Source organism: Hoeflea prorocentri, assembly GCF_027944115.1.
GTDB classification, from domain to species: domain Bacteria; phylum Pseudomonadota; class Alphaproteobacteria; order Rhizobiales; family Rhizobiaceae; genus Hoeflea_A; species Hoeflea_A prorocentri.
The window spans coordinates 3,048,365-3,073,581 of sequence record NZ_JAPJZI010000001.1 but is presented as its reverse complement, the minus strand read 5'-3'; the positions used below and the strand labels follow the sequence as shown (position 1 = coordinate 3,073,581).

The window sequence follows — 25,217 nt, the reverse complement described above, 5'->3', positions numbered from 1 at the left end:
GCAGTCTCTGCAGCGCTGCGCTGTGTGGCAGTATTTCGTATATAAACTTGACTTTCATATTTAGTCAACGTTTACGTTAAGGAAGAAACTTTGGACGGACCCATGCTTTTTGACAGTCATTTGCATCTCATCGATCGGGACAGTCTCGACTACCCATGGCTCGCAGATGTTGAGGCGCTGAACCGCGACAACACGTTCGAAAATTACAGTCGTGACGCGGCCAGGCTCGGCATTGGCGGGTGTCTTCACATGGAGGTGGATGTCGCAGAATCTGACATCCAGAAAGAAACCGATATGAGAGCCGGCCTTGTCGGCCGGCCGGACAGTCTGATGCGCGGGGTTATCTCATCCTGCCGCCCCGAAGAAAATGGATTTGCCGCTTTTCTGGAGCACAATCGGCAGAACCCGGCGGTAAAGGGGTTTCGCCGCGTCCTGCACGTGGTGCCGGACGAGGTCAGCACAACGGCGCTTTTCCGGGACAACATCAATCGACTGAAAAACACCGGACTGACCTTCGACATATGCGTGCTTGCCCGCCAGCTCGGCCTGGCAAAGCAGTTGGTCGATCATTGTCCGGACGTCACATTCGTATTGGATCACTGCGGCGTGCCGGATATCGCGTCCGGGCGTTTTGAGGACTGGCGGGATAGTATCAGCGAACTTGCCAGGCGCCCCAACGTGTTTGCCAAGATCTCCGGCATCGTTGCCTATGCCGATCCGGGCAGTTGGGCGCTGGCGGATATTCGACCTTACTTTGAGCATACGGCTGAGGCTTTCGGGCCGGAACGCATCGTCTGGGGCTCGGACATTCCCGTTTGCAACCTTGGCGGTGGCATGGCGACCTGGGTTGCGGCCACCCAGGCGCTGACAGCGGGCTGGTCAATCCCCGAGCGCGATGGGTTATACAGTGCCAATGCCAGAAAGCTCTGGCAGATCTGACGGGTTGAAGTACAACCCCGGGATAGCGACCAGAAACACGGTGTGGGTATGACAGAAACCAAACAGAACAAGAAGGGGCGGGCGCAAGAGGCGGCGAGATCCGAAAAATACAGCGCGCCGGCCCTGTCCAAGGGGCTCGATATACTCGAATTGCTGGCAAGCCAGACATCAGGTCTGAAAAAGGCCGAGATCGCACATGCCCTTGATCGATCCATCAGCGAAATCTATCGCATGCTGGCCGTTTTGCAGGATCGCAATTACGTCCTTCTGGACGCGGATAGCGAACGCTATTCGCTGACCATGCGCATGTTTGAATTGTCCCATCGTCATCCGCCGACAAAAAGGCTGACCGCAGTTGCCGGCGAGATCATGGAAAACACTGCGCGCAAGCTCAACCAGTCGCTGCACATGGCGATTCTGCACGATACCGACATTCTCGTCATCGCGCAGGTCGACCCGCCAGGCAACAACATCACTTCCGTTCGTCTTGGAGCGCGAGTGCCGCTTATGTTTACTGCATCGGGCGCCTGTCTCGCCCATCGGTTGGCGCCGGACAGGCGCGACAAAATCTATGCGCTGACGGACAACGCAAGCCGCGAGACCATCGACCGTTTCGAGGCGTCGGTGAAACAGGTCCAGGATACAGGCGTTTGTCAGAGCCCGTCGCCGGTCATCGAAGGCGTTTACAACATCGCCGTGCCGATCTTCGGCCACGGGGGAGAAGTCTCCGCTGCTTTGACGATCCCCTATGTCAACCGCCTCATGGCCGTGGACGAACCCGATATCAACGCCTGCAAGGCGGAGCTGATTGAAGCGGGCAAACGAATATCGGAAAAAATCGGTGCGGGCGCCTCGGCGAGGTCGTAAGCAGACCCGAACATTGAAAGGCAAATAAAGACAAGATGAATGCAAGGCATACGCTTAAAGGAATGACATGGTCCGACCCGCGCGGATACGATCCGATGATCGCACTGTCGGCTGCCTTCGAGGAGCAAAATCCCGGTGTGAAAATCACCTGGGACAAACGTTCGCTGCAGGGTTTTGAGAGTACACCGGTTGACCAGCTTGCCGCCGACTACGATCTGTTGATTATCGACCATCCGCATGTGGGAGCCGTTGCCCGTCAGGGCTGCCTGCTGGCACTGGACGAGTTGCTTCCGAAAACGGCCATGACCGCCCTTGCCAACGAAACGGTCGGAAAGAGCTTCATCAGCTATGCAATTGACGGTCACCAGTGGGCGCTGCCCGTTGACGCGGCGACGCAGGTTCAGGCCCACCGGCCCGATCTTGGCAATCGTGTGGGGACATGGTCCGACGTAAAGGAGGTTGCAAAGAACAGAGCGGTCATTCTCCCGATGCGTCCTCCCCATTCACTCATCTGCATCTTTACCCTTGCCGGAAACATCGGCCACCCTTGCGGGTCGGAACAGGACCGATTGCTGCCTGAAGATGTGCTCGGCAAAGTCTTTTCCGAGTTAAAGGCGGTGAGCGACCACATCGATCCGGAGTGTTTCGGCATGGACCCCATTGCCGCCATGGATCGTTTGGCCGAGGACAACACGTTGCGAATTGCCCCGTTGACGTATCTTTACAAGGGCTATTCCAACAAAGGCTACCGCGCCAACCGCCTGGCCTTTTCGGATATCCCGGCTCTTGGGCGTTCCGGGCCGGTCGGTTCGGCGCTCGGCGGCACCGGAATTGCCGTCTCAAGCCGGACCGGGTCGCCTGAACTCTGCGCACAATTTGCCGCCTGGGCAGCGGGAGCCGAGTGCCAGTCCGGCCTCTATGCGGCATCCAACGGCCAGCCGGGCAATGCGGTTGCCTGGGCGAGCGAAGAGGTCAACGCGCCGGTGCTGGATGCTTACCGGAACACGCGCCTGACCCATGAGGCAGCCTGGCTCAGACCGCGTCATGACGGCTATATGGCGTTTCAGGCGGAAGGTGCGGAGATCGTCAACGAAGCGCTCACAGGCAAGAGACCGGTTCCGCAGGCCGTAAAGTCGCTCAATCGATCCTTTGCCGAGAGTTTTAAAGGAGTGGTCCATTGACTGCGGTTGCGCCTTTGTCGGGGCTGAAAGTCCTCGATTTCAGCCAGTTCCTTGCCGGCCCGTACGCCAGTCTCCGCCTTGCCGACCTCGGAGCGGATGTCATCAAGGTGGAACGCAAGGGCAAGGGAGACCTGTCACGCTATCTCTACGTGTCCGATGTCCAGATCGATGGGGAAAGCACCGTCTTTCATGCCATCAACCGGGGCAAGCGCTCCCTGGCTGTCGATCTGAAATCGGAGGTGGATCGTGAAAAGATCTGGGCGCTTGTGGATGAAGCGGACGTGGTGATTCAGAATTTCCGCCCGGGCGTGATTGAGCGGCTCGGCTTTGGCTACGACGCCGTTCGCGAGCGAAATCCGAAAGTGGTTTACGGGTCTGTGTCCGGCTATGGCGGTGGCAATGAATGGGACGCCCTGCCGGGACAGGATTTACTGGCACAGGCGCGCAGCGGCGTCATGTGGCTGACGGGTGCTCAACAGCATGGCCCGGTGGCGATCGGCCTTCCGGTTGCCGATATCCTGGCAGGCGCCGCCCTGGCGCAGGGTGTTCTCGCGCTGCTTGTCAGACGCGGGACGACGGGCGAGGGCGGCCATGTGGAAACAAGCCTTATGGAAGCCATCGTCGACCTCCAGTTCGAGTTGCTGTCGACATTCCTCAATGACGGTCAGCGTTTGCCGTCCCGCCCCAGCAACAATGCCGCGCACGCTTTCCTCGCAGCGCCCTATGGCGTCTATGAAACGGCCGACGGCCACGTTGCCATTGCCATGAATGACCTGACGGAATTGTTCGGCAATCTCGGGCTCGAGTTTCCGTCAGACACGCTCGATCCCTTCGGTCACCGAGATGAAATCGCCGCCCGCATTGCCGACAGGATCGTCCAGGACAAGACCGATTACTGGATCGCCAAACTCGCGGAAGCGGATATGTGGGCGGCACCGGTCATGAACTGGCAGGAATTGATTGATTCCGGCATTTTGCAGAAACTCGGAATGATCGGCGCGACCGAAAGGGGAGGGCAAAAGATCGGCGCTCTCCTGTCGCCGATCCGTGTCGACGGAAGTCGGCCGTCCGCCCACGGGCCTGCCCCCTATCTTGGCGAGACGCCCATAGGCTGGTCGCGGGACTGAAGCTGCTTGCATTGACCGGCCAGCACTCCTGAGCCGCCTGCGGAACGGCTCTGCCCGCCGCCTGTATCAAAAGACATTGCCGAAGGATCGCTCTGGCGCGTCGAGATGTTTTCTTCGCGGCAACCAATGGCTGCCTTTTCAACTGTTTGCGCACTTTGTTCATAGGCGTATTCAACCACATGTAAAAATTAGTTTTACAAGTGAATTTAATGCTGATAAATCGAAATAGTCGCCTATCGATCCTGTCAGGAGATCGGGATCGGTTTTCCGGGTAACTTCGCCCAAGACGAAAACCTGCAGGCGCATCAAAACAGGAGGAGTAGATCATGAAATTGTTCAGGCACGTCGCAGTGGGTTTCACCCTGGCTGCCATGACGGTCTCGGCAGGAGCTGAGGGCGTCGACGATGTTATTGGTTCCCTGCCGAGCGGTCTGCAGGCGGAATATGAGAATTCGGCAACCCCGGTCGGGCTGCCGAAGGTGCCGAAAGTAAAAAATGACGGTGCGGTGCTTTGGTGCCACTCGGAAAGCTATCAGGGCAATCCGTGGCGTGTGGCCCTGACCAACGAGCTCAAGCGACTGGTCCAGGGATTGATCGACGAAGGCAAGGTCTCAGCCTTCCAGATGACGGATTCGAATGGCGACGTGGGTCTGGAGATATCCAACATCCGCAGCCTGATCGACGCCGAATGCGACATCATCACCTCGGTTCCGGGTTCACCCACGGGCCTGAATGCCGCCGTTGAAGCCGCCGCAGAGGCCGGAATTCCGTTTGTGACAGCAGCCTCGACGGTCAGTTCACCAAATGCGGTAAATGTCGACTCGAACTACTACAAATGGGGCTACGACATGGCGCGCAGCCTGGCCGAAGCCATCGGCGGCAAGGGCAATGTCGTCATGGTTGAAGGCATTGCCGGTGTCTCCATTGTCGATCAGCAGCGTCAGGGCGCCCAGGCTGCCTTTGCCGAATATCCGGACGTCAAGGTCGTTCGCATGGTCAATGGCGACTGGACGCCTAGCGTCACGAAATCTGTGATCCTGCAGACACTGGCTACCAATCCAGCTCCGATCGACGGCGTGTGGACCACGGGATCGGAAACCCGCGTCATCGCCGAGGCATTCGCTCAGGCCGGCCGGCCGGTCCCCGTCATCACCGGATCGGTGACCGGCGACGCGCTTGGCTATTGGAAAGCCAATCCGGATGCGTTCAAGTTCACGGGCCATGCGGTGCTGCCGCAATGGATGGGACAGAACCTGTTCCGCGTGTCGTCGCGTATCCTGTCCGGTCAGGAGCCGAAGCTCAGCACGCTGATGATCCCGATTCCGGAGGTGCCCATGTCATCTTTCGATGCCTGGTACGGCGATTGCATGAAGCCGGATTCAGCGGAAATCTTCCCGGTCAATCCGGAAGACCCTGTGCCTTCTGAAGTTATGAATGCATACTTCAACAGTTCCGAGCTGGCTCCGGGCTGGAACTATGCCGATGTGCCGGGAGCTTGCGACTAAGCACATCTGGCTGCGGGAAGAGGTATGGACAAGATTCTCCTTGGCTGTCGTGGCGTGTCGAAGCGTTTCGGCGAGACGCAGGCACTGCGCGATGTTTCGGTCGATATCCAATCCGGCCGGATCCATACCATTCTCGGGGAAAACGGATCGGGAAAGAGCACGCTTGCCAAGGTGCTCTGCGGTGTTCTGCCCGCCGACAACGGTGAAATCCGTGTCGGCGGGCAATTGATTCAGGGCGTGCCTGACCCGCGCATGATGCTGGCGCATGGCGTTGCGATTGTGTTGCAGGAGGTTCTGGTTGTCCCGAACCGCTCGGTTCTCGACAACATCCTTCTCGGGCAGGACGGTGTTTTTCACCGCTGCATGAGTGTGAACGAAAAGACAGAGCTTGCGCGGCAAACACTGGCGCAATTGACGGACAGGTCGATTGCGCTTGATCGCCCGGCGGGGGAGTTGCCGCTTCATGAGCAGCAGATTGTTGTGATTGCGCGCGGGCTGGCGCGGCGCCCCGACGTGCTGATCCTCGACGAGGCGACGGCGGCGCTGGATCTCGCCGACCGCGGAAAACTGTTCGACACGCTGAAGGCCTTTTGCGAGGCCGGCAGCGCCGTTGTCTTTGTTTCGCACCGGATGCCGGAGATCGTGGAACTCTCCGATCAGGTGCACGTTATGCAAAACGGGGTTCTGATCGCCGAGCTTGAAGGAGCCGACATCAACCCGGCAACGCTGCTGGCGCATCTCACACAGGAGCTGGTTGATGTCTGATCGCCCATCGGTCCTCTCGGTTTCGGGGTTGCGGCTGGAGCCGGACAGCCCGCCGATCGATGTGGAGATCGAGGCAGGCCGGATTGTTGGCCTCGCCGGGCTCGACGGTCACGGCCAGGATCTTTTCATACAGGCGCTTGCCGGCCTGCACGCCTCGCCCGAAGGGTCGATCGAGGCGATGACGGAGAAAGGCGGGCAGCCGGTGCGGACCTATGCCGAGGCCGGGCGTGCGGGGCTGGCCTATCTGCCATCGGACCGCAAAAAGAACGGCATATTCCCGATGCTGGGCGTGGCGGACAATTTCCTGCTCGGCAGCGCTGAGGAATTCGCGCCGCGTGGCTGGATCCGCTCGAAACATGTGCGTGAAAAGCTGGAGGCCTTCCGAAAGGAACTCTCCATGTCGTTTGCATCCTACACCACGCCGATCCGCAATCTTTCGGGCGGCAATCAGCAGAAGGTTCTGCTGGCGCGCATCATGGCCGCGAACCCGCGCGTCCTTTTGCTGAACGATCCGACACGCGGCGTCGATATCCAGACCCGCCATGCCCTTTACGACTACTTCCGCCGTGCGGTGAACGAACTCGGTATGACCATCGTTCTCTTCTCCACCGAGCTCGATGAGTTGGTGGAGCTGTGCGATGAGGTGCTGGTTTTTCGCGATGCGGGCATTTTTTCCACACTGCCTCGGGCTGAGCTGTCGCTCGACGGCCTGATGCAATCCATGTTCGGTCAGGGTGAGGGTGCGACGGCATGAAATCAACGCTGGCCAGCCTTCTGGAGGCCAAATTCGCCCTTGGCCTCTTTGTGGTCCTGATGCTGATCACCCTGGTGGTGACGCCGAACCGGTTTGCGCCTGATAATCTCGGTACAACACTTGGCCTCGTCGCGCCGTTGATACTGGCTGCGGCGGCCGCAACACCGGTCATTCTGGCCGGTCGCGAAGGCATCGACATCTCCATCGGTCCGCTCATGGGCATGATCTCCGTGCTCACCGTCAAGGGGCTGATCCTTGATCTCGGCATCAGCTCGCCCCTCATCATCGTGCCCTTTGCGATTGCGGTCGGTGCCATCGGCGGTGCGGTGAACGGATTTCTCGCCATCGTCCTTCGCATCCAACCCATTGTCGCAACGCTTGGGACCTATCTGGTGCTTGCCGGCATTGCGACTTGGTACCTGCCGTCGCCGATCGGCCCGGTTCCGTCCTGGCTGGTGTCCCTGTCGGAAGAATGGTCCATATTGCCGCTTCTGGCTGGCGCCGGACTGTGGCTGGCGGTCAAGTCAACGCCGCTGCATGGGCACATCATGACCATCGGCGGCGAGGACCGCGCGGCCTATGCAGCCGGGCTGAATGTCGCTCGCGTGCGCTTTCTGGCCTATGTGCTGGGCGGGCTTTTTGCCGGGCTTGCCGCCATCTCGCTGACCGCGCTGCTTGGTTCAGCCGATGCGCAGGTCGGCCCCAATTATACGCTTCTGGCCATCGCCGCGGCGGCGCTTGGCGGGGTCAGCCTGGCGGGCGGCAAAGGGGGCATTGCGGGCGCTGCCCTCGGCGCGCTGGATATCTTCCTCATCCAGAACCTGATCACCTATCTGAATGTGTCGCCCTTCTTCCTGCAGATCACCTACGGTCTGGTGCTGGTGGTCGCGGTGGCGCTGAACTCGCAGGTGATTGCAGACAAACTCAGAGCAAGGCGGGCCGGCTGATATGCGCATGACCACCAACAAGACGGTTCTGGCCTATGGCATGGTTGCTGTGATTTTCGCCATCGGCGCGGCCACGGTTGAAGGTTACACATCGGTCTTTTCTATCAGGGCGATGCTGGTCATCGCGTCCTTCCTGATCATCGCCGCTGCCGGTCAGACCATCGTCATGCTCATCGGCGGCATTGATCTGTCCATTCCCTTTGTCGTCGGTTTTGCCAATGTGGCGGTGGCGCAACTGTCCTCACAAGGCATGCCGTTTCCCGTTGCGATACTCGTCGTCCTCGTCTTGAGCATCGCCGTCGGCGCATTCAATGGTGCCATCTCGTCGCTGTTGAAGGTACATCCCCTGATCATCACACTGGGAACGGGCACGGCGCTTCTCGGCGGCGTCCTGTTGTGGACCAGGGGCTACCCGACCGGCAGCGCGCCGGCCTATATCAGCGAGTTTGTATCGATCGGGCAGTCCATCGGCCCGATCCCGGTGCCGATGCTGGTTCCGGCGGCATTGTTGCTTGCCGTGCTGCTGTTCCTGTTGGAGCGGCGCACCCTGTTGGGCCGCCGTATCTTTGCCTATGGCGCCAATCCAACCGCCGCACCGCTGGTGCGCATCAGCGCTTTGAAGGTCTGGGTCTTCTGTTTCGGGCTCTCCGCAGGTCTGGCCGCGGTCACCGGCATTCTGCTTCTGGGCTTTTCAGGTGCGGCCTTTGCCGATGTCGGCCGGCACTATCTCTTTCAGACCATCGCGGCTGCGGTGATCGGAGGCACGGCACTGTCGGGCGGGCAGGGCGGCATTGCCGGCACTGTTGCCGGAGCACTGGTGCTCACCCAACTCAACACGGTGCTGATCGGGCTCGGCTTCGACCAATCGGTCGTACAGGCGCTGCTCGGTGTGTTGATCGTCGCCGTGGTGGCAATCTATGGTCGCCAGGCGCATCTGCGCACCGCGATCTGAGCGCATAAGGAGGTCAAGCAATGTCTCTTCATATGTTTGTCGGCAGCTGCAACGTTCCGACGCCTTACTTTGCGACAGCGAATGGCGAGGGCATCTCCGTTCTCCGCTTCGACGCGGCCACGGGCAAGGCGGCGCTGGTCGCGCGCTACGAGGGGATCGACAATCCCACCTATCTGTCCACGACACAGGACGGACGGCGTATTTTTGCAAACTCGGAGCTTTTCGGGCGCGCGCAAGGCCATGTCACGGCCTTTGAATTTGATCCGGACGGGGCGGAAATCACGCATCTCGATATTGTTCCGAGCCGTGGCAGCATCACGTCGCACAATTCCCTCAGCAATGACGGACGGCACCTTCTGGTGACCAACTATGCGCTTGGTGCGGAAGGGCCGAACAAATCCGTCGCCGTTTTTCCGATCTCCGAAGCTGAAGGCATCCATCCCGCTTCCTCCAGCGCTGCCCATGAGGGTTCGGGCACACATCCCGAAAGGCAGGAACGATCCCACGCTCATTTCATCCGCCAGATGCCTGACGGACGGGTTGCCGTCGCCGATCTCGGGATCGACAAGATCCTGCTCTACCACTTGAGCAAGGACGGGGATCTGGAACTGGAATCGGCCACCGACATGCCGCAGGGCATGGGGCCGCGCCATCTGGCATGGACGGCGGACGGGACACGCCTGTTTGTTACCGGAGAATTGAACAGCACGGTTGCCAGCATGTCCATTGTGGCAGGGCAAACCCCGGAACTGGTGGAGACCGTCTCCGCCGTCCGGGGCGTTGCTGCTGACGGCAATCATTGTTCGGACATCCAGATTTCGCCGGACGACCGGTTCCTCTATGTCGGCAATCGCGGGCAGGACACGATTGCCGTTCTGGCGATCGGCGAGGATGGCAGGCTTACACATGTGGAGAGCACGCCCTGCGGTGGTCAGACACCCCGCGCACTGGCATTGAGTCCCTGCGGACGCTGGGTGTTCTCAGCCAATCAGGATTCCGATCACATCGCCGTTTTCTCCCGTGATGAACAAACCGGGAGGCTGACCCCAGGCCCGGAAAACATCGAAATCGGCACGCCGATGTGCATCAAATTCGCCGTCTGCGGATAGGCGATGGCACGGCGATTGTGAGCCGTCATGGCCTCAATCAAACGGAAATAGCATTTTACGCCAGTTTGCACGGTCAACAGTGAATTCAGTGGCCTCAAAACCAGCTCGGGCAATAACCCTGTCTTCAGTTGCTATCCTGGCTTCTCTTCAAGAGAACTGACTATCGTCTCAGTGTATCTCTCAATCCGGGCGAGCACTTGATTTGTGTCAGTAGACTCGTCCATGCGTTTTTCAACTCTAGCCAAGACTTCCTGTGCGACGCGAGCGTCAGCCTTGAGATCAACAAAGCGCTGCGAGAACAGAAGGCCGAGCACAGCAGTCATACCCGTGATGAGAATTGCAGCGATAGAGACAATCCAGCGGACGGAGTTTGCAGCTTCAGAGGATTGGTTAGCCTCTTTTTTTGCGGTTGCTACATCTGTGGTCAGAGTTGTTATTTGCCCTCGCAAGGCTTCAGTTGTAGCAAGTGCGGACTGAAGCCTCTCGTAATCTTCATTGAAACGCTGAATGCGTCTTCGTAGCTCGTCAATGGAGCCATTTAACTTGGCCATTTCTGCATCCTGACCATCGTTCACAGTGTCGATATCGCTTTCAATCGCGCGGATTTGGGCTTCCAATGCGTTTATTTTCACGTCTATGTTTGCATCCTGAGCAAGGACAGCCAATGGCATTGAAGCGATACAAATCAGTAAGAAAAACAAGACTTTCCACATCAGCTGGCGTCCGATCCTATCGAGACTAGAACCTCCTCCACTATTGAGTTTTTCCAGTCGCCGCGGTCGCTATATACAACGAAACGATAGATGCCGGGCATATCCTGATACGCACGTTGGTTTACATCCCAGAATGTCACACTGTTCCATACAGCTGGTCGCCAAATGTACGTCCTCCTGTTATCGGGATTAGCAAGAGGTACCGTTTTCCCATCTGCCGAGTTGAATTCCCAACGAAGATAAAGAGGGCGAAGCGACCGCTCCTTCTGATTTGGCGATAACCAAGTCAGTTCTAAATAAGCGTACAGTCTTATACGCGTATTCTCCACAGGTAGTGTTGTTACACCAGAGCAGTTTCTACGAATCGTTTTCGGGCTATTGCTGCAGATTTTTACGAACAACGTGAAGTCGTCCTCCGAAGAGGCTACTTGGGGTCCAGTTGCCACAAGTAATAGTCCAAGAGCCAAGATGTTGAATATTCGCATTGTGCACTTACTCTCATGTCGTTATCCGATGAACTGGCATAGACCTTAGCAATAGGCCATTGTGCTGATGTATAACACAATACAACCCCCGCAAGAAGTGCGCTTGCAGATTGACCGTATGGATAGCAGGTGTAACTGACAAGCAGCTGTGTGAACAAATGGCAACTGCTCGCAGTGCTTATGCCTTCGCTCAATTCTTGCCCACCTAGAGCGTTGCCAAGAAATAGTCGTGTCGGAATTGTCTTTGAACAGATTTGGCTGGGGAACCTGGATTCGAAACGGCAATGAGGTTTCATGAATGTGCCTGAAAGTGCCTTAACAGACAGAAATCAACCATCACGGGACCAGGGGGTCTCCATGGATGGAACCGCGGTCGAATCCTCGACATAAGATGCGATCAAGCGGTCGATTGCGCCCCGTGCCAACCGGTTGTGGTTGGGCGAAAAGCCCAATGTCGCGACATAACTCCAATGCGCATGCATCATCGAGACAATGAGAAACGACAGTTCCTGACAGGCGGCGTGGTCAAGTCCGGGATGCGCAATCGCCAACTCGTGAACAATGACCTGGCCAAGGGTTTTATATTTTTCGCACAAACGCTCTTTCAAGGCCGCGGAGCCTACGGAATAGGCAAACAAAGCGTCATAGGCCTCGAGGTTGTCAGGCATGGGATGGTCTGCGGAGAGACCGAAGAGGAAGTCCAGAAAGAACCCGAGACGTTCGACTTCGGCGACCTCCACAATTCCTGTAACCAGAACCTCCTGGTAAACCTTCTGAAGATGGATGCACAAATCCACCATCAAGACATCAAGATCGGAATAATAGTAACGGACCAATTGACGGGAGAGGCCCGCTTCATTGGCGACCGCTTCAAATGAGAGGGTCTGCAATCCCTGAGCCGTGAGCAATCTCGTCGCAGCGTTCAGGATCTGCGTTTTCTTGTCCTCGGTCTGGTTGTCTTCATTTGGATTGGTGCTCATTCATCCCCCCAAAACGCCCATCATCCGTTTCGGTAGAAGAAATTAGCACTGAGGAAACAAAATCGAGAGGCATTTTCGGATTGAAAGTGAAGAACTTCAACAAAACTGACCGGCGTTTTCTACAGAACGTTGTTATTTATGCATTTAGTTGGTCTTCAGTGCCGGGTTGGGCTGGCTTCATTTCCAAAATGAAAGCCGCCGTGCATCGCGCCATCAACAGGGTGCAGCACTATTCCAAGCGTTCAAATCGGTTCGGAAAACGCATCGGCTCGATTAAAGACTTTGAGGCTGAAGTGAACAGAAGGCGGTCGAAAAGCCTCAAAGCTTCGGCGGGCTCCTGTATAGCGGTTGAAGAAGCCTTGCACATTCACTGGTAAGCTTTGGCTGGGGAACCTGGATTCGAACCAGGACTAACGGAGTCAGAGTCCGTGGGTCTACCGTTAACCTATTCCCCAAGCTGCGCGCCTGCTCGGGCGCGGCGGCGTTATAGACAAAATTATAGCGCGATGCAAACGCCCCGGCAAAATTAATTTACACTGCCGGAAACGGCCCTGAAAAATCGTTTGGCGAACCTTGAGCGCGCTGTTACAGTTTCTTCAACGAAGAACAGAGCGCGCCCGCTGCCGCAGATTTCGCTTGGCGCGGCGCGACAGGATATAAAGTGGCAGACCCCGAAAAGGACGCGGATGCGTCCGCAAACGGGGCGCTGAAAACCGGCAAGGCGCATGGCGAGGACCGGGAAGGTCCCTCCAGCGCCGACAGCGCCGCAGGCAACAAGCCCGGCGGACGCGAAGCCGTCAAGGGATCCGACCAAGGCGAGGAGTCCCGGCGCCCGCAACATAACGGCAAGGCCAGTCCGGGCGATACGGCTCCCGGAAACGGACAGGCGCGCGGGTCAGGCAAACGTCGTCGTCGCAGACGGCGCGGCAAGGGCGGCAAATCCGCCAAGGGTCAGGCTGCCCAGCAGCAATCGGCGGACAGCCAGCAACCTCAGCATCTCAATGGCAGCCGCGCCCCGCAGCCGCAGCAACGCGGCCGCGAGGGCAACAAGGACGGGCAGCAGCGTTTCTGGAAGCCGAAGCGGCATCACGGCAAGGGCCCGCTCTATGCCGCGCTTGATCTTGGCACCAACAATTGCCGCCTGCTTGTCGCCATGCCGACAAGGCCGGGCCAGTTCCGTGTCGTGGATGCATTTTCGCGTATCGTGCGGCTGGGCGAGGGGCTGGGCGCGCGCGGCGAGCTTTCCGAAGCGGCCATGGACCGCGCCGTCGAAGCGCTGAAGGTCTGCGCCGACAAGATGGACAGCCGTCCTGTTCGCCGCCACCGCTTGATCGCCACCGAGGCCTGCCGCGCCGCGCGCAACGGCTCGGAATTCCTCGACCGGGTCAAGGAGGAAACCGGTCTCGATCTGGAGATCGTGAACCGCGAGACGGAAGCAAGGCTTGCGGTGTCCGGCTGTTCATCGCTGGTCGGGCGCGAGACGGACGGTGTCGTCCTGTTCGATATTGGCGGCGGCTCGTCGGAGATTGCCGCGATCGACCTTTCGGGAAGCCGCTCCAACCGGCTCGCCAATCACATCGCCGCCTGGACATCGCTGCCGGTCGGCGTCGTGACCCTGTCCGAGCGTCATGGCGGGCGCGATGTCACCGCGCAGATCTTTGCCGACATGGTCGATGAGGTCAGCGGCCTGCTGGAAGATTTTGCCTGTCCGGAAATTCCCGGCTGCTCCGGCTCCCCGAACGGCGTTTTCCACCTGCTTGGAACGTCGGGAACCGTGACGACGCTTGCCGGAGTACATCTCGATCTGCCGCGCTATGACCGCCGGCGCGTCGACGGCCTTTGGCTGTCGAGCAACGATGTCGACCGGATGACCCAAAAGCTCCTCTCGTGGGATTTCGAGGCCCGGTCTTCCAACCCCTGCATTGGATCGGACCGTGCCGACCTTGTATTGGCGGGCTGCGCCATCCTGGAAGCCATCCGCCGCCGCTGGCCGTCCGAGCGGCTGCGCGTTGCCGACCGCGGCCTGCGCGAAGGCCTGCTGACTGAAATGATGGCCGCTGACGGCATCTGGCGTCGCGGGCGGGGCCGGCGCAACCAGTTCAAGCGGCCTTCCGGGCAGGGCCATCGCCGCGGGCCAAGGCCGGGCGAGGGGGGCGGCAACCGATGAAACGTGCAACAGGCGGCAGCCGGACGGGGCGCAAACTGGGCCAGAAGATCAAGAAACGCGGCAAGCTGAAAGCCTCGTCGCGCCGCTGGCTGGAACGTCACATCAACGACCCTTACGTGCAGCGCGCCCAGCTTGAAGGCTATCGCGCCCGCGCTGCCTTCAAGCTGCTGGAGATCGACGAGAAGCACAAGATCCTCTCCGGAGCAAAGCGCATTGTTGATCTCGGTTCAGCACCCGGAAGCTGGTCGCAGATCGCCGCCAAGGTCACCGCCTCGACCGATGAGAACCCGAAGGTCGCAGCCATCGATTTCCTCGAGATGGACCCGGTGCCCGGCGTGCATTTCCTGCAGATGGATTTCCTTGACGACGAGGCGCCGCAAAAGCTGGTAGAGGCCTGCGGCGGCGCGCCCGATCTGGTGCTGTCCGACATGGCGGCGCCCACCACCGGCCACCGCCGTACCGATCATCTGCGCACCATGCATCTGTGCGAGGTCGCGGCCTATTTCGCCGTCGATGTGCTCAACAAGGGCGGACACTTTCTCGCCAAGACCTTTCAGGGTGGCACGGAAGCCGATCTTCTCAACATGCTGAAGAAGAATTTCAAACAGGTCATCCACATCAAGCCGCCCGCCTCACGCGCCGAATCGGTCGAGATGTATCTCTTAGCGAAGGGTTTTCGCGGTCGGGGTTAATATGCAGAATCGCTGAGCCGAACTGCCGTTCACCACGAGCTCTTCCAGAGCGCTTCTGGTTTAAATGGGATCATTTGATGGCGCTATCCGTAGCGCAACGGCATGAACCTGAGGCACTGCCGGCGTGTCTGGCGGAGTTGGTGAGCTTCGGCATGTACTCACAAATAGATGACCGTCGATGTCTGCTTTTTGGTGGAACCCCTGAAGGCGTTCCACAAACGGCGCAGGTCCGCAATGCGGACCGATAGGACATTCGCTCAGTGTCGCATTTGAGCGATAAGGTTTCTAATGGAACTTTTTGGGTGCAGCCGCGAGAAAGAGAAATGCGGCATTTCCAAAATCTGGTTAGTCAAAAATATAGCCTATTCCCCTGACCGTCCGGATGCACTCGGGCTTCTTCGGATTCTTTTCCACTTTCTTACGTATCCGTGAAATGCGCAGATCGATCGATCGGTCAAACGGTTCCCAGCCTCTGTCATGCGCCTGCTCCAACAGCTGATCGCGATTGAGAATGCGGCCGCGATTGGAAGCAAAAACCCGTAGGAGGCTAAATTCCATGGCTGTGATGGCTATCTCGTTTCCATTGGATCCATAAAGTTTGGCCGCGTCCAGATCGAGCCGGCACACGCCGAATGGAACCGTGCCTGAAACCAGCTCTTTGCGCTTGGTTTCCTCCTCGATTGTGGCGTGACGGCGCAATGTGGCCTTTATCCGGGCTTCCAGTTCGCGGAGATCGACCGGTTTGCCGACGTAATCATCCGCACCCATTTCAAGACCTACAACACGGTCTACAACTTCTGCTGATGCAGTGAGCATGATGACCGGAACGGTGGAACTGGTACGAAGCGTGCGAAGTGCGGAAAGCCCGTCCTGGCCAGGCATGTTAATGTCGAGAACAATCAGATCAGCTGCGTCATCCTCCATAGCCTCGTGCAAATAGGATGCGTCCGGAGCCTCGGTAACCCGATAGCCGCGTTCGATCAGATACTCGCCAACCATCTCGCGCAGATGAGTTTCGTCGTCGCAAACCAGAATGTGGGATTGGGCGGCATTCATCTCTCGAGCCCCTCACCCGTTGCACAGAGTTCGGCAATCAAGGCTTGAAGATCCCCCGGAACAACCGGTTTTTCCAGATGGGGAACACCGGAGCGCTTCAAAAAATCTGCCACATCCGCGCTCATGACGTCGCCGGTCACGAAGGCGAGTCTGCCGTCATATTCTGAGTGGGAAGCCTTCAGCTTTTTGAGGAATGCTTCCCCGTCGAGTCCCGGCATTCTGATGTCGCTGAGGATAGCATCGAATGATTTTCTTTCCAGAAGCGAAAGGGCGGTCTGGGCATCGTTACGCGCCTCAACCTCGCAACCATTTGCTTCCAGCAAATCCACAAGCATATCGGTCACGCTGACTTCATCGTCCACCACCAGAATCCGGCGGGTTTCGCCCGCCTTTGCGCCGACCGCACCCGGCTCCGCAAAGGAGCCGGTTTGCCGTGCGCTTTCTGGCAAACGGACGATAAAGCGCGCTCCGTTTGACGGCGAGGATTTTAAGGAAAGCCGTCCACCATAGGAATCGATGATACGGTGGCAGAAGGCGAGGCCGATACCGGTTCCCGCACCGGCCTCTTTCGTCGTGAAAAACGGCTCGAAGATGCGCGACTGCAGCTCCCTGGGGACGCCCGGTCCATTGTCAGCTACCTCGGCCACTACACGATTTAGCTTATCATCGACATAGGTTCTCAGCGTGAGAATGCCTTCCTTGCCTTTATCGGCAAGAGCATGGCGGGCATTGGAAATCAGATTGGTGAAAACCTGTATAAGTTGATCTTCATCGGCATCGACCAGAGGGAGAGTGGAATTGAGATCGAAGACAATCCGCGCACCCTTCGAGCGAACGGCAACACCAGCGTCGTCGGCGGCCACCTCAATGATATCGTTGAGCGACAATGGCTCCGGATTGACGGGCCGCTGACGCGCCATTGCGAGAAAGGTCTTTACGATCCGCGCACAGCGCTCAGCGGCTTGACTGACGCGGTCGATTCGCTCGCGATGAATCGGATCTTCCAGCTTCTCCTTCAGCATCATGGAATAACCGACCACAACAGACAAAGGATTGTTCAGTTCGTGTGCAACACCGGCCAGTAATTCTCCCAAAGCCGACAGTTTCTCGTTTTGATGCGCGATCTCGCGCTGATGCCGAAGTTCCTCCTGCAGCTTGAGAAATTCTGTAACATCCCGTGTCGAGGAGACAATGACGTCGTTGCCCTTGTAGGTCGTGACACGCGCCGATGTCAGGCCGTCGGTGATCGATCCGTTGCCCTTACGGAACTTGACGGGATAGTCATTCACGACACCGGTCGGCAGCAACGCATCAAGATAGGCCAGTCTGTCCTCAGGTTTCAGAAAAAACGACCGGGCTGAATCGATTTTTCCGAACCGCTCCTTCGACGCCTGCGAACGGTAGACAATCTCGCCATCTTCGACGCGCGATACCATAAAATTGACGGGACAGGCATCGACAATGAGTTTCAGAAGAGAGTCAGCCTCGCGCTCTGCTTCCTGCGCCTTGCGTTGCTCAGTGATGTCCCTGAATGTAAGCAGGTATCCTCCCTGATCAGTTTTATGCGAGGTTCCCAACAGAAGGCGGCCAGCCGCTGTTGTCAGTTCTGAGTTCTGCGCCAAACTGCGGACATCCTGTTCTGCGAACCGAGCCCAGTCTTCTTTTGCCAGTCCCGGCGGCATGACCAATAGACCTGTCTTGGCGAAGTGATCACAAATCTCTTGGAATGTCTTGCCGAGTTCGAATCTTCCTTTCCCATCGAAGAAAAGTTCGTTCGCCCGTTCGTTGAATAGTTCCAAGCGGAGTTCGGAATCATAAAGCATGAGACCTTCGTCCAGAGCCTCCAGTGCTTCCTCGAACCGGGCATTGATCTTTTCGATCTCCTCGGTCATGGCATAGAATCTGGACAGGTCCGTCGACGTGGTGACACTTATCGTTGTGTCGCGGTGTTCGATCAGCCGGCTGGAAAGCTGAGCAGGGAATTCGGTATCATCGAATTTTCGTCCGACGAAAAACATGGCATCGACCTTACCGGTCTCTTTCAATTGTTCGACAAACTTCCTGCGAGCCTTCTGGCATGCCCAGTGTTCGCTTGTATGCTCGCGCTTGCCATATGTTGCTTCCGTAGACCCCGAGCGGAACAGGATCTTGCCATCGGCAGGTCTTGAGACGAGCAGGTTGGCGGGAAAGGATTCGACGATCATACGGCAAAGATCATCATCGAGTTCAATACTATTGGATGCGGGAGCGGTTTCCTCAAAAAGCTGCCTTTTGCCACCCTCAAGGAAGCTATTCCGCCACTGTTCAAAGATGTCCTGGGGAACTCCGACTTCGCGGCACTGTTCGGCAACACTTTTGTCTGCCCGTAAGCTCTCGAGCACAAGCCGGACCTTCTCGTCAGCTGAAAATGTGCGGACATGTTCTTGATCCTTCGCAGCCAACGGTAAATCTCCCTTCGCATACCCTAAACTGGACACAGCTAGCGCGCCGTACACATTGCGACCTTGCCCCGACAGCGTATCCGTATGGCTTCGCTAATTGTAACAATTGTATCAGCCCATGCCCAACTACGCAGAAGTGAAAGGTGTTGCAGGCGGACCGGAGGGACGATGATCCACCTGCAACTTGGTTCGTATCCGAGCCTATCGCACCGCGTCACCATTAGCCGGTGACGTATTTGCAAGGACGCGCACGGGCCACGCATATCTTCGATCCACCGCCACCGGCGGAGCAGATGACTTGCTTGCCCTTGGCGATACTCCAAGTCGACCAGGCGAGTCCGTACTCATCTTTGATCTTGTTTTGCCATTGTTTTTTGGCATAGGTCTGAGCAGCGATGAGGTTTGCATTAACGCCCGTGCCGTTCTTGTAGTGATGCCCGTTTTTGCAGGCATATTCGGCTGATGCCGGTGCGACGCTCAAAACCGTTGCCGCGACCACCATGGTTGCAAACAGCCCACCGAAGCGGGCATTTTTTGTTGGGTATGTCATCGTCAGGATTCCTTTTCAGTGTGTTGTCCAGGATGCCACCGGCCACCACGGCCGGCGCTTGCCTGTATCGGAAATCTGACGTCGCCCTTTGTCGTTCGGATGTTGTCGATTGTCTCAATTGTACCGCTTCGTCCCTCGTCGGAAATATTTGATACATTCGTTTCTGAGGCGAAAACTGACTCCCCCGCACAATTTTTGCCGATGTTACGAAAGCTTTCCGAAAAGAAATGACGGGCGGGGCGGTCCGCCAGAGCGTTTCCGACTTTGTCGGAAACACGAATGCGGCGACGTGCTGACAGCCGCTCATGTGGCGCGCTCCTATCCGTCGGATGTGGGCAGGCGTCTGTTGCTAGCCAAACTGCCGCGAGCAAACAAAAAATAGACTGTCTCCGTCAAAGACGGATGCGATCGAAACCGGACTACGGGAGAAAAACGGTCATTTACAAAGTTCCCCAGGGAATGCCGAGCGTCTTGCGGCATTCCCTGGCGGGTTGGAGTACACGGTTATTTGCTTAGGCACTTCTGAAGCAGACCGGCATCCGGATATTTTGCTTTCGGTCCAAACTGGGAGTAGCAAAAGTTCGTGAAGGCAGTTGCAACATTTTTGCCCCCATATGTACCATCCGGCTTCCCGGAAATCTTTCTTCCTTTCTCGCCGGTCGTGAGATTTCCTGCGGCGGCGGGTTTGCTTTCATCTGCCGAATAGGCAGCCGATGACGAGAAGCTCGTGAACGAGGTGGCCAGGACGGCGGCGGCGAGGATGACTTTGAAAGTCATGACTTTCTCCTTTTTGGTTTGCCGACTTGCTTGAACTAACAGCGAGCAAAACGGCGGTTGAATTTGTCGCCAATAATTTGACGACACCGCCAAGATGGATCGTGCGTGTATCAGGGAATTTTCGCTGTTCGTCTCAATTGTATCGGTTTCGGCAAGAGGACTGGGCATGGCCTCGCACAAGCAGGAATCCGTCGACCGGTACTACAGCAAAGGCACAGAGGGTGCGCGAATCGTAGCCTTGTGGTGGCGGCTTACGCATGATTGCGGGGAGCCCGGTCAGCGAAACGCTACTCGCGTGTAAGAGTGTTCTGGGGAAGCCTATTGCGTCTCTTGCTGGCGACATTCGACAGCTATGGAACCTTGCCCGGCCCGCACCCCAAAACAACCCGGGCCGGTTTGCCGACCCGGGCTACTGTCGCGTGAGTGATATTTGGTCTTTGTGCCGGCTAGTTGGATTTCCTCCGACCGGCGCGCTTCAGCCGGATCAGCACGTGAGAGACTACAGGCTATCGCGATTCACGGGAGAGCCTCGGGTAGTCGTCTCGGATATTGAGCGACTAAGCCCGCTCGCAAAATACTATAAACGTTCGGATGAGGGCAAATGGGTATGGAAGACAAACCCTACTGCGGAGTGGGTACAGTACCGGATTCAGTCTGCCATCGCGATCTCAGCCATCTTCGGATCGGTGCTATGGAGTTAAAGCCATCTCATATCTTATGATCCGCCACCGAATTGCCTTGAATGGCTGCAGGAACTGTAGTTCCCGATGTCTATCCATAACCTTTTTTATGTGAACAGATTTGCGTCGCCGTCAGGATAATGTCGCTCGATTTAGCGAACCATTTCGGGCTTAGAGCAGCCGATCAACCCAAACGTCGAGCCACAGCCTCCAGTGGTAAAGCAGCCTTTGAAGTTTGACATGCCGGCGTGATTTAAGCTCCGAAAGGAGCCTTGAACATGAGACACACGCTCTCCGACGCCGGATATATCTGCTGGCGAAGGGTTTTCGCGGGCGTTCTGATGATGATGCATGACGGATTGATGAAATCTGTGCAGGTTTTCAGGTAAACCCGACTGCGGTACTGCTTTTTCAGTTCCCAATGTCCGTTTTCCGTGGTACCAGCCAACGCCAACTTCTTATCGACCAACGGATATGCAGCGGCGCCGGATAGGCGAACCGTCGCAATTTCCATACCTTAGAGGATTGGCCATGGCGCGCATTATCGAATCGGCGACCGGACACGAAGCCCTTACTTTTGACGATGTGCTGCTGCAGCCCGGTCATTCCTCCGTCATGCCCGGTGAAACTGATATCCGCACACGCATCGCCCAGGATATCGACCTCAACCTTCCGATCATTTCTTCGGCCATGGATACGGTCACCGAGGCGCGGCTCGCCATTGCCATGGCACAGGCCGGCGGCATAGGCATTGTCCATCGCAATCTGAGCCCCGACGAGCAGGCCGAGGAAGTCCGGCAGGTCAAGAAGTTCGAATCCGGCATGGTGGTCAATCCGGTGACGATCGGGCCCGATGCGACGCTCGGCGATGCGCAGGCGCTCATGAAGACGCACGGCATTTCAGGCATTCCGGTGGTCGAAAATGGCGGAACGGGCGGCCATAATACGGGCCGGCTTGTCGGCGTCCTGACCAACCGTGATGTGCGCTTCGCATCCGATCCGTCACAGCGTATCAGCGAACTCATGACCGCCGAAGGTCTGGTGACGGTCAATGAGAGCGTCGAGCAGCAGGAAGCCAAGAAGCTGCTTCATCAGCATCGTATCGAAAAGCTGCTTGTCGTCGATCCGGACGGCCAGTGCGTCGGGCTGATCACCGTCAAGGATATCGAGAAATCGCAGCTCAACCCGCATGCCTCGAAGGATGCGCAGGGACGTTTGCGCGTCGGCGCTGCAACGACGGTCGGGGATGACGGCTTTGCCCGTGCCGAGCGGCTGATCGATGCGGGCATCGATCTGCTGGTCGTCGACACGGCCCACGGCCATTCGCAGCGTGTGCTTGATTCCGTCGCGCGGGTAAAGAAGCTTTCCAATTCCGTACGCATCATGGCCGGCAACGTCGCCACGGCCGATGGCGCAAAGGCGCTGATGGATGCGGGCGCGGACGCCATCAAGGTTGGCATTGGCCCGGGTTCAATCTGCACCACGCGCATTGTCGCCGGCGTCGGCGTTCCTCAGCTTTCGGCAATCCTGAGCGCCGTGGAGGTCGCCCAGAAAAGCAATATTCCGGTGATCGCCGATGGCGGCATCAAGTTTTCCGGCGATATGGCCAAGGCCATTGCCGCCGGCGCATCGGCGGTGATGATCGGCTCGCTGCTTGCCGGCACGGATGAAAGCCCCGGCGAGGTCTATCTCTATCAGGGGCGTTCCTTCAAAGCCTATCGCGGCATGGGCTCCGTCGGCGCGATGGCGCGCGGCTCCGCCGACCGCTATTTCCAGGCGGAGGTGCGCGATACACTCAAACTCGTGCCGGAGGGCATTGAAGGGCAGGTGCCCTATAAGGGGCCGGTGGCCGCCGTGCTGCACCAGCTTGGCGGTGGCCTGAAGGCGGCGATGGGTTATGTCGGCGCGGCCAACCTTGATGAGATGCATGAGCGGGCACGCTTTGTGCGCATTTCCGGCGCCGGCCTTCGCGAGAGCCACACCCATGATGTGACCATTACCCGCGAAAGCCCCAACTATCCCGGCAGCGTCTAACGCGCTCTCCTGTGGAGATATTCTAAAACACATCGTCGGTGTTTTCGGGTGTCCTGCAGCTCTCGCGCCAGACAATGTCTGAGCCGAGGATGACCCGCTTGGTCGTGACGCGACCTTCGGCCTGTTCCTGCAGCAGCTCAAAGGCCGTTTTGCCGATGAGTTCGGCTGGGAGCTTCACCGTGGTCAGCGGCGGCACGAGATGACGGGCGGCTGGAATGTCGTTGAATGCGACCACGGCTATGTCGCCGCCAATCTGTTTACCGGCGTCCTTCAGCGCCATGTAGGCGCCAATTGCCAGACTATCGGTCGCCGCGACGATTACGTCGGGTTGTCTGTCCTGATCGATGAGATCGCGGGTCAGCTGATAACCGTTCTGGGGCGTCTTGCCCTCCTGCCGTACAAGCGATTTGTCATACAGGCCCTCGGCCGTCAGCCAGTCCCTGAAACTGCTGAGGCGCTCACCGGTCTCGATCGCTTCCGGCTCGTCGGCGTCATAGCGGCCACCAATGAAGCCGAAATTCCTGTACCCGGCCTTAGTCAGACCGCTCAGAAGTTTCCTCATGGAATTTGAAAGATCGTGATAGACGACGTCCCGGTCGTATTTCTCGTATTCGGTCCCGACGAACACGACATTGGTCCGCCGGTTCAGAACGGCCTGTAGCGATGACATATCGTGATGGCCAACGACCGCGATGCCGGTTCTGCTGCCCGGGTTAAACCCGTTGCTTTCATTGGCATAGACGATCCGGACCGGCAGCCCTGCGGACCGGCAGGCCCTCTCGATCCCCAAACGCAGGCCAACATAATAGGGATCTTCCAGTTCCTGCTCATCGGAAAGACCCTGCAGGATGATCACGTCGTCAAGGTGGGGATAAACCGTTTCGCCGTTTCCGAATGTTTTGCGCTTCGTGCCGCGGACCTCGTAATTGAGCTCGGCGGCGGTTTCGGTGACCTCAACGCGCACTTTCTTGGAAACGGACAATGTCGGATCGGCATTGAGAACCCTGGAAACGGTGGTTGGCGAGACGCCGACCTTGTCCGCAATGTCTTTGATTGTTGCCACGTAGCTTACCCGATATCCGATCCAGCCGGCTGCTTCTGCCTGAAACGTGATGGCGCATCCGGTCCGATCAGTCAAATGCACGCTCTGACGGACCGGACGCAACACACTGCTGCTTTATGCGGTTGATGAAGGGGCGTGCAGGCACACGCCCCTTCGTGATGCGGGCGAAATCAATAAACGCGCTTGCGCGTGTTTTCCAGGCGCTTCAGGATCGCATCGAGATTATCCGGTTGCACCATGAATTCCTGAAAACCCTCCATGCCGACTTTAGCCATCTGGGCCGGCGCGTCCCGGTCAAAGAACTGTGCAAGGGCATAGGCGTTGCTCAGCATTTCAAAGCCCTGGCGCATGAACTTGTCATCGGGCACCTCGCTTCTGGAGTTGACCGCGAGCTGGCCGAGCTCCTTGCTGATGATCGACTGATTGTCGACATCCGCGACATATTTCAGGAATGCGCGCGCATTGTCCTTGTTTTCCGCATTCGATGGAATGTGGAACGTGTTGGCCGGTGCGTCCTCCGCCAGCGGAATGCCCTCGACGATCATGGGAAACTGGTAAAAACCCAGTTGCTCGTCCGTCAGGCCCCCGTCGCGAAGCGGCGCGACAATGAAGTTGCCGAGAAGATAGCCGGCAGCATCTCCCTGAACCACGAAGGGAAGGGCTTCCTGCCAGCTATAGGAGGTATGGTTGTCGATGAATGCGCCCATGTCGATCAATTCGCGCCACAGCGCAAACACGTCCCGGATCCGAGGGTCTTCCCAACTGACCTTGCCCGACGTCACGTCCATGTGGAATTCATAGCCGTTCTGGCGCAGGTTCAGATAGTCGAACCAGCCGGCGGCGGTCCAAAGGAACTTGGTGCCGATCGAAAAACACTTCCGGCCGGAGTCCAGCACCTTCTGGCAGTTATCCTTGAACTCCTGCCAGTTTGTTGGCGGTTGAAGCCCGAGTTCCTTGTAGATGTCCTCGCGGTAATAGACGCCCCACTGATAATAGGTATAGGGAACGCCCCATTGTTTGCCGTCGATGGTCATCGATTTTTTGGTCGAGGCCAGATCCTCGGCAAGCTCTCCCTGCCATATATCCGAAACGTCTTCAAAAAGGCCGGTTTCGACAAAGGGCAACATGCGATTGCCCGCGAACCAGGTGGTCACATCGGGAGGATTGGCGCTCAAAAAGTTCCTGATCTGCGTCTTGTAGGCCTCGCTGTCGATAATGGTCGTCGAGATGTCCATGTCCGGATGCATGGCCTGGAAGCGCTCTATCATCCGCTCCATCGTGGCCCGGGGCGTGGGGTTGGAGGTGTCGAGGAATATCTTCAACTCCCCGCTCAGCTTGTCTGCCGCGATGGCTCCCGAACTGCCTGCGATCAGCAGGCCGACGACCGAAATGGTCGTGCTCAGTCTTTTTTGAATGTTCATTCGTTTTCCTCC

22 protein-coding genes and 1 tRNA gene are annotated in these 25,217 nt (G+C 57.7%); 14 read left to right on the top strand and 9 right to left on the bottom strand.

Going from position 1 to position 25,217, the window contains the following annotated elements; translation table 11 throughout:
• The first annotated feature begins 102 nt into the window (after positions 1 to 102).
• The 10 genes from OQ273_RS14320 to OQ273_RS14275 all read left to right on the top strand — a co-directional run bounded on the left by OQ273_RS14320 (position 103) and on the right by OQ273_RS14275 (position 10,146).
• Positions 103 to 939, top strand: coding sequence for an amidohydrolase family protein (locus tag OQ273_RS14320; RefSeq protein ID WP_267991174.1), 837 nt, complete (start codon positions 103 to 105; stop codon positions 937 to 939).
• 48 nt (positions 940 to 987) lie between these two features.
• Positions 988 to 1,806 (top strand): IclR family transcriptional regulator, encoded by an 819-nt coding sequence (locus OQ273_RS14315; RefSeq protein ID WP_267991173.1) that lies wholly within the window; start codon positions 988 to 990, stop codon positions 1,804 to 1,806.
• A 62-nt stretch (positions 1,807 to 1,868) separates the two neighbouring features.
• Complete coding sequence (locus OQ273_RS14310) at positions 1,869 to 2,987, top strand: extracellular solute-binding protein (protein ID WP_267991172.1); 1,119 nt, start codon at positions 1,869 to 1,871, stop codon at positions 2,985 to 2,987.
• The gene (locus OQ273_RS14305) at positions 2,984 to 4,114 is read left to right on the top strand and encodes a CaiB/BaiF CoA transferase family protein (protein WP_267991171.1); all 1,131 of its coding nucleotides are present in this window, start codon (positions 2,984 to 2,986) and stop codon (positions 4,112 to 4,114) included. Before OQ273_RS14310 ends, OQ273_RS14305 begins: the two co-directional genes overlap by 4 nt.
• A 326-nt stretch (positions 4,115 to 4,440) precedes the next feature.
• Positions 4,441 to 5,619: a substrate-binding domain-containing protein gene (locus OQ273_RS14300; RefSeq protein ID WP_267991170.1), complete on the top strand. Its 1,179-nt coding sequence runs from the start codon at positions 4,441 to 4,443 to the stop codon at positions 5,617 to 5,619.
• Between the two features lie 24 nt (positions 5,620 to 5,643).
• A complete protein-coding gene (locus tag OQ273_RS14295; RefSeq protein ID WP_267991169.1) occupies positions 5,644 to 6,384 on the top strand; it encodes an ATP-binding cassette domain-containing protein in 741 nt (246 codons plus the stop codon).
• Positions 6,377 to 7,138, top strand: a complete 762-nt coding sequence (locus tag OQ273_RS14290; protein ID WP_267991168.1) for an ATP-binding cassette domain-containing protein — start codon at positions 6,377 to 6,379, stop codon at positions 7,136 to 7,138. Before OQ273_RS14295 ends, OQ273_RS14290 begins: the two co-directional genes overlap by 8 nt.
• Positions 7,135 to 8,085 (top strand): ABC transporter permease, encoded by a 951-nt coding sequence (locus OQ273_RS14285; protein WP_267991167.1) that lies wholly within the window; start codon positions 7,135 to 7,137, stop codon positions 8,083 to 8,085. The genes OQ273_RS14290 and OQ273_RS14285 overlap by 4 nt, the downstream gene beginning before the upstream one ends.
• A 7-nt stretch (positions 8,086 to 8,092) precedes the next feature.
• Complete coding sequence (locus tag OQ273_RS14280; RefSeq protein WP_267991166.1) at positions 8,093 to 9,037, top strand: ABC transporter permease; 945 nt, start codon at positions 8,093 to 8,095, stop codon at positions 9,035 to 9,037.
• A 20-nt stretch (positions 9,038 to 9,057) separates the two neighbouring features.
• A complete protein-coding gene (locus OQ273_RS14275; RefSeq protein WP_267991165.1) occupies positions 9,058 to 10,146 on the top strand; it encodes a lactonase family protein in 1,089 nt (362 codons plus the stop codon).
• A 131-nt stretch (positions 10,147 to 10,277) separates the two neighbouring features.
• Here OQ273_RS14275 and OQ273_RS14270 read toward each other — a convergent pair whose 3' ends face one another.
• Together OQ273_RS14270 and OQ273_RS14265 are read right to left on the bottom strand one after the other, a co-directional pair.
• Positions 10,278 to 10,859 (bottom strand): hypothetical protein, encoded by a 582-nt coding sequence (locus OQ273_RS14270; protein WP_267991164.1) that lies wholly within the window; start codon positions 10,857 to 10,859, stop codon positions 10,278 to 10,280.
• Between the two features lie 814 nt (positions 10,860 to 11,673).
• Positions 11,674 to 12,324 carry a TetR/AcrR family transcriptional regulator gene (locus OQ273_RS14265; RefSeq protein WP_267991163.1) on the bottom strand — a complete coding sequence of 217 codons (651 nt, stop codon included), beginning with the start codon at positions 12,322 to 12,324 and terminating at the stop codon, positions 11,674 to 11,676.
• Positions 12,325 to 12,410: 86 nt separating this feature from the next.
• On the opposite strand from OQ273_RS14265, the gene OQ273_RS14260 reads away from it, so the two are divergent.
• Positions 12,411 to 12,701 (top strand): hypothetical protein, encoded by a 291-nt coding sequence (locus tag OQ273_RS14260; protein WP_267991162.1) that lies wholly within the window; start codon positions 12,411 to 12,413, stop codon positions 12,699 to 12,701.
• A 4-nt stretch (positions 12,702 to 12,705) separates the two neighbouring features.
• Here the strand turns inward: OQ273_RS14260 and OQ273_RS14255 are convergent.
• A tRNA-Gln gene (locus OQ273_RS14255) sits at positions 12,706 to 12,779 on the bottom strand.
• A 206-nt stretch (positions 12,780 to 12,985) separates the two neighbouring features.
• On the opposite strand from OQ273_RS14255, the gene OQ273_RS14250 reads away from it, so the two are divergent.
• Both OQ273_RS14250 and OQ273_RS14245 read left to right on the top strand, forming a co-directional pair.
• Positions 12,986 to 14,491: a Ppx/GppA phosphatase family protein gene (locus OQ273_RS14250; RefSeq protein ID WP_267991161.1), complete on the top strand. Its 1,506-nt coding sequence runs from the start codon at positions 12,986 to 12,988 to the stop codon at positions 14,489 to 14,491.
• Entirely contained in the window at positions 14,488 to 15,183 is a 696-nt protein-coding gene (locus OQ273_RS14245; RefSeq protein WP_267991160.1) for an RlmE family RNA methyltransferase, read from the top strand. The genes OQ273_RS14250 and OQ273_RS14245 overlap by 4 nt, the downstream gene beginning before the upstream one ends.
• A gap of 345 nt (positions 15,184 to 15,528) precedes the next feature.
• Here the strand turns inward: OQ273_RS14245 and OQ273_RS14240 are convergent, their stop codons facing one another.
• From OQ273_RS14240 to OQ273_RS14225, 4 genes are all read right to left on the bottom strand, one after another.
• Positions 15,529 to 16,239, bottom strand: coding sequence for a response regulator (locus OQ273_RS14240; protein WP_267991159.1), 711 nt, complete (start codon positions 16,237 to 16,239; stop codon positions 15,529 to 15,531).
• Entirely contained in the window at positions 16,236 to 18,680 is a 2,445-nt protein-coding gene (locus OQ273_RS14235) for an ATP-binding protein (protein WP_267991158.1), read from the bottom strand. The genes OQ273_RS14240 and OQ273_RS14235 overlap by 4 nt, the downstream gene beginning before the upstream one ends.
• 220 nt (positions 18,681 to 18,900) lie before the next feature.
• Entirely contained in the window at positions 18,901 to 19,230 is a 330-nt protein-coding gene (locus OQ273_RS14230; protein WP_267991157.1) for a hypothetical protein, read from the bottom strand.
• Positions 19,231 to 19,734: 504 nt separating this feature from the next.
• Entirely contained in the window at positions 19,735 to 20,007 is a 273-nt protein-coding gene (locus OQ273_RS14225) for a hypothetical protein (RefSeq protein WP_267991156.1), read from the bottom strand.
• 1,211 nt (positions 20,008 to 21,218) lie between these two features.
• Between OQ273_RS14225 and guaB the strand changes: the two genes are divergently transcribed.
• Complete coding sequence (gene guaB / locus OQ273_RS14220) at positions 21,219 to 22,721, top strand: IMP dehydrogenase (RefSeq protein WP_267991155.1); 1,503 nt, start codon at positions 21,219 to 21,221, stop codon at positions 22,719 to 22,721.
• Positions 22,722 to 22,743: 22 nt separating this feature from the next.
• Here guaB and OQ273_RS14215 read toward each other — a convergent pair whose 3' ends face one another.
• Together OQ273_RS14215 and OQ273_RS14210 are read right to left on the bottom strand one after the other, a co-directional pair.
• On the bottom strand, positions 22,744 to 23,859 hold the full coding sequence (locus OQ273_RS14215; RefSeq protein ID WP_267991154.1) for a LacI family DNA-binding transcriptional regulator: 1,116 nt from the start codon (positions 23,857 to 23,859) through the stop codon (positions 22,744 to 22,746).
• Positions 23,860 to 23,954: 95 nt separating this feature from the next.
• Positions 23,955 to 25,205, bottom strand: a complete 1,251-nt coding sequence (locus tag OQ273_RS14210) for an ABC transporter substrate-binding protein (RefSeq protein WP_276562325.1) — start codon at positions 25,203 to 25,205, stop codon at positions 23,955 to 23,957.
• Positions 25,206 to 25,217: the final 12 nt, after the last annotated feature.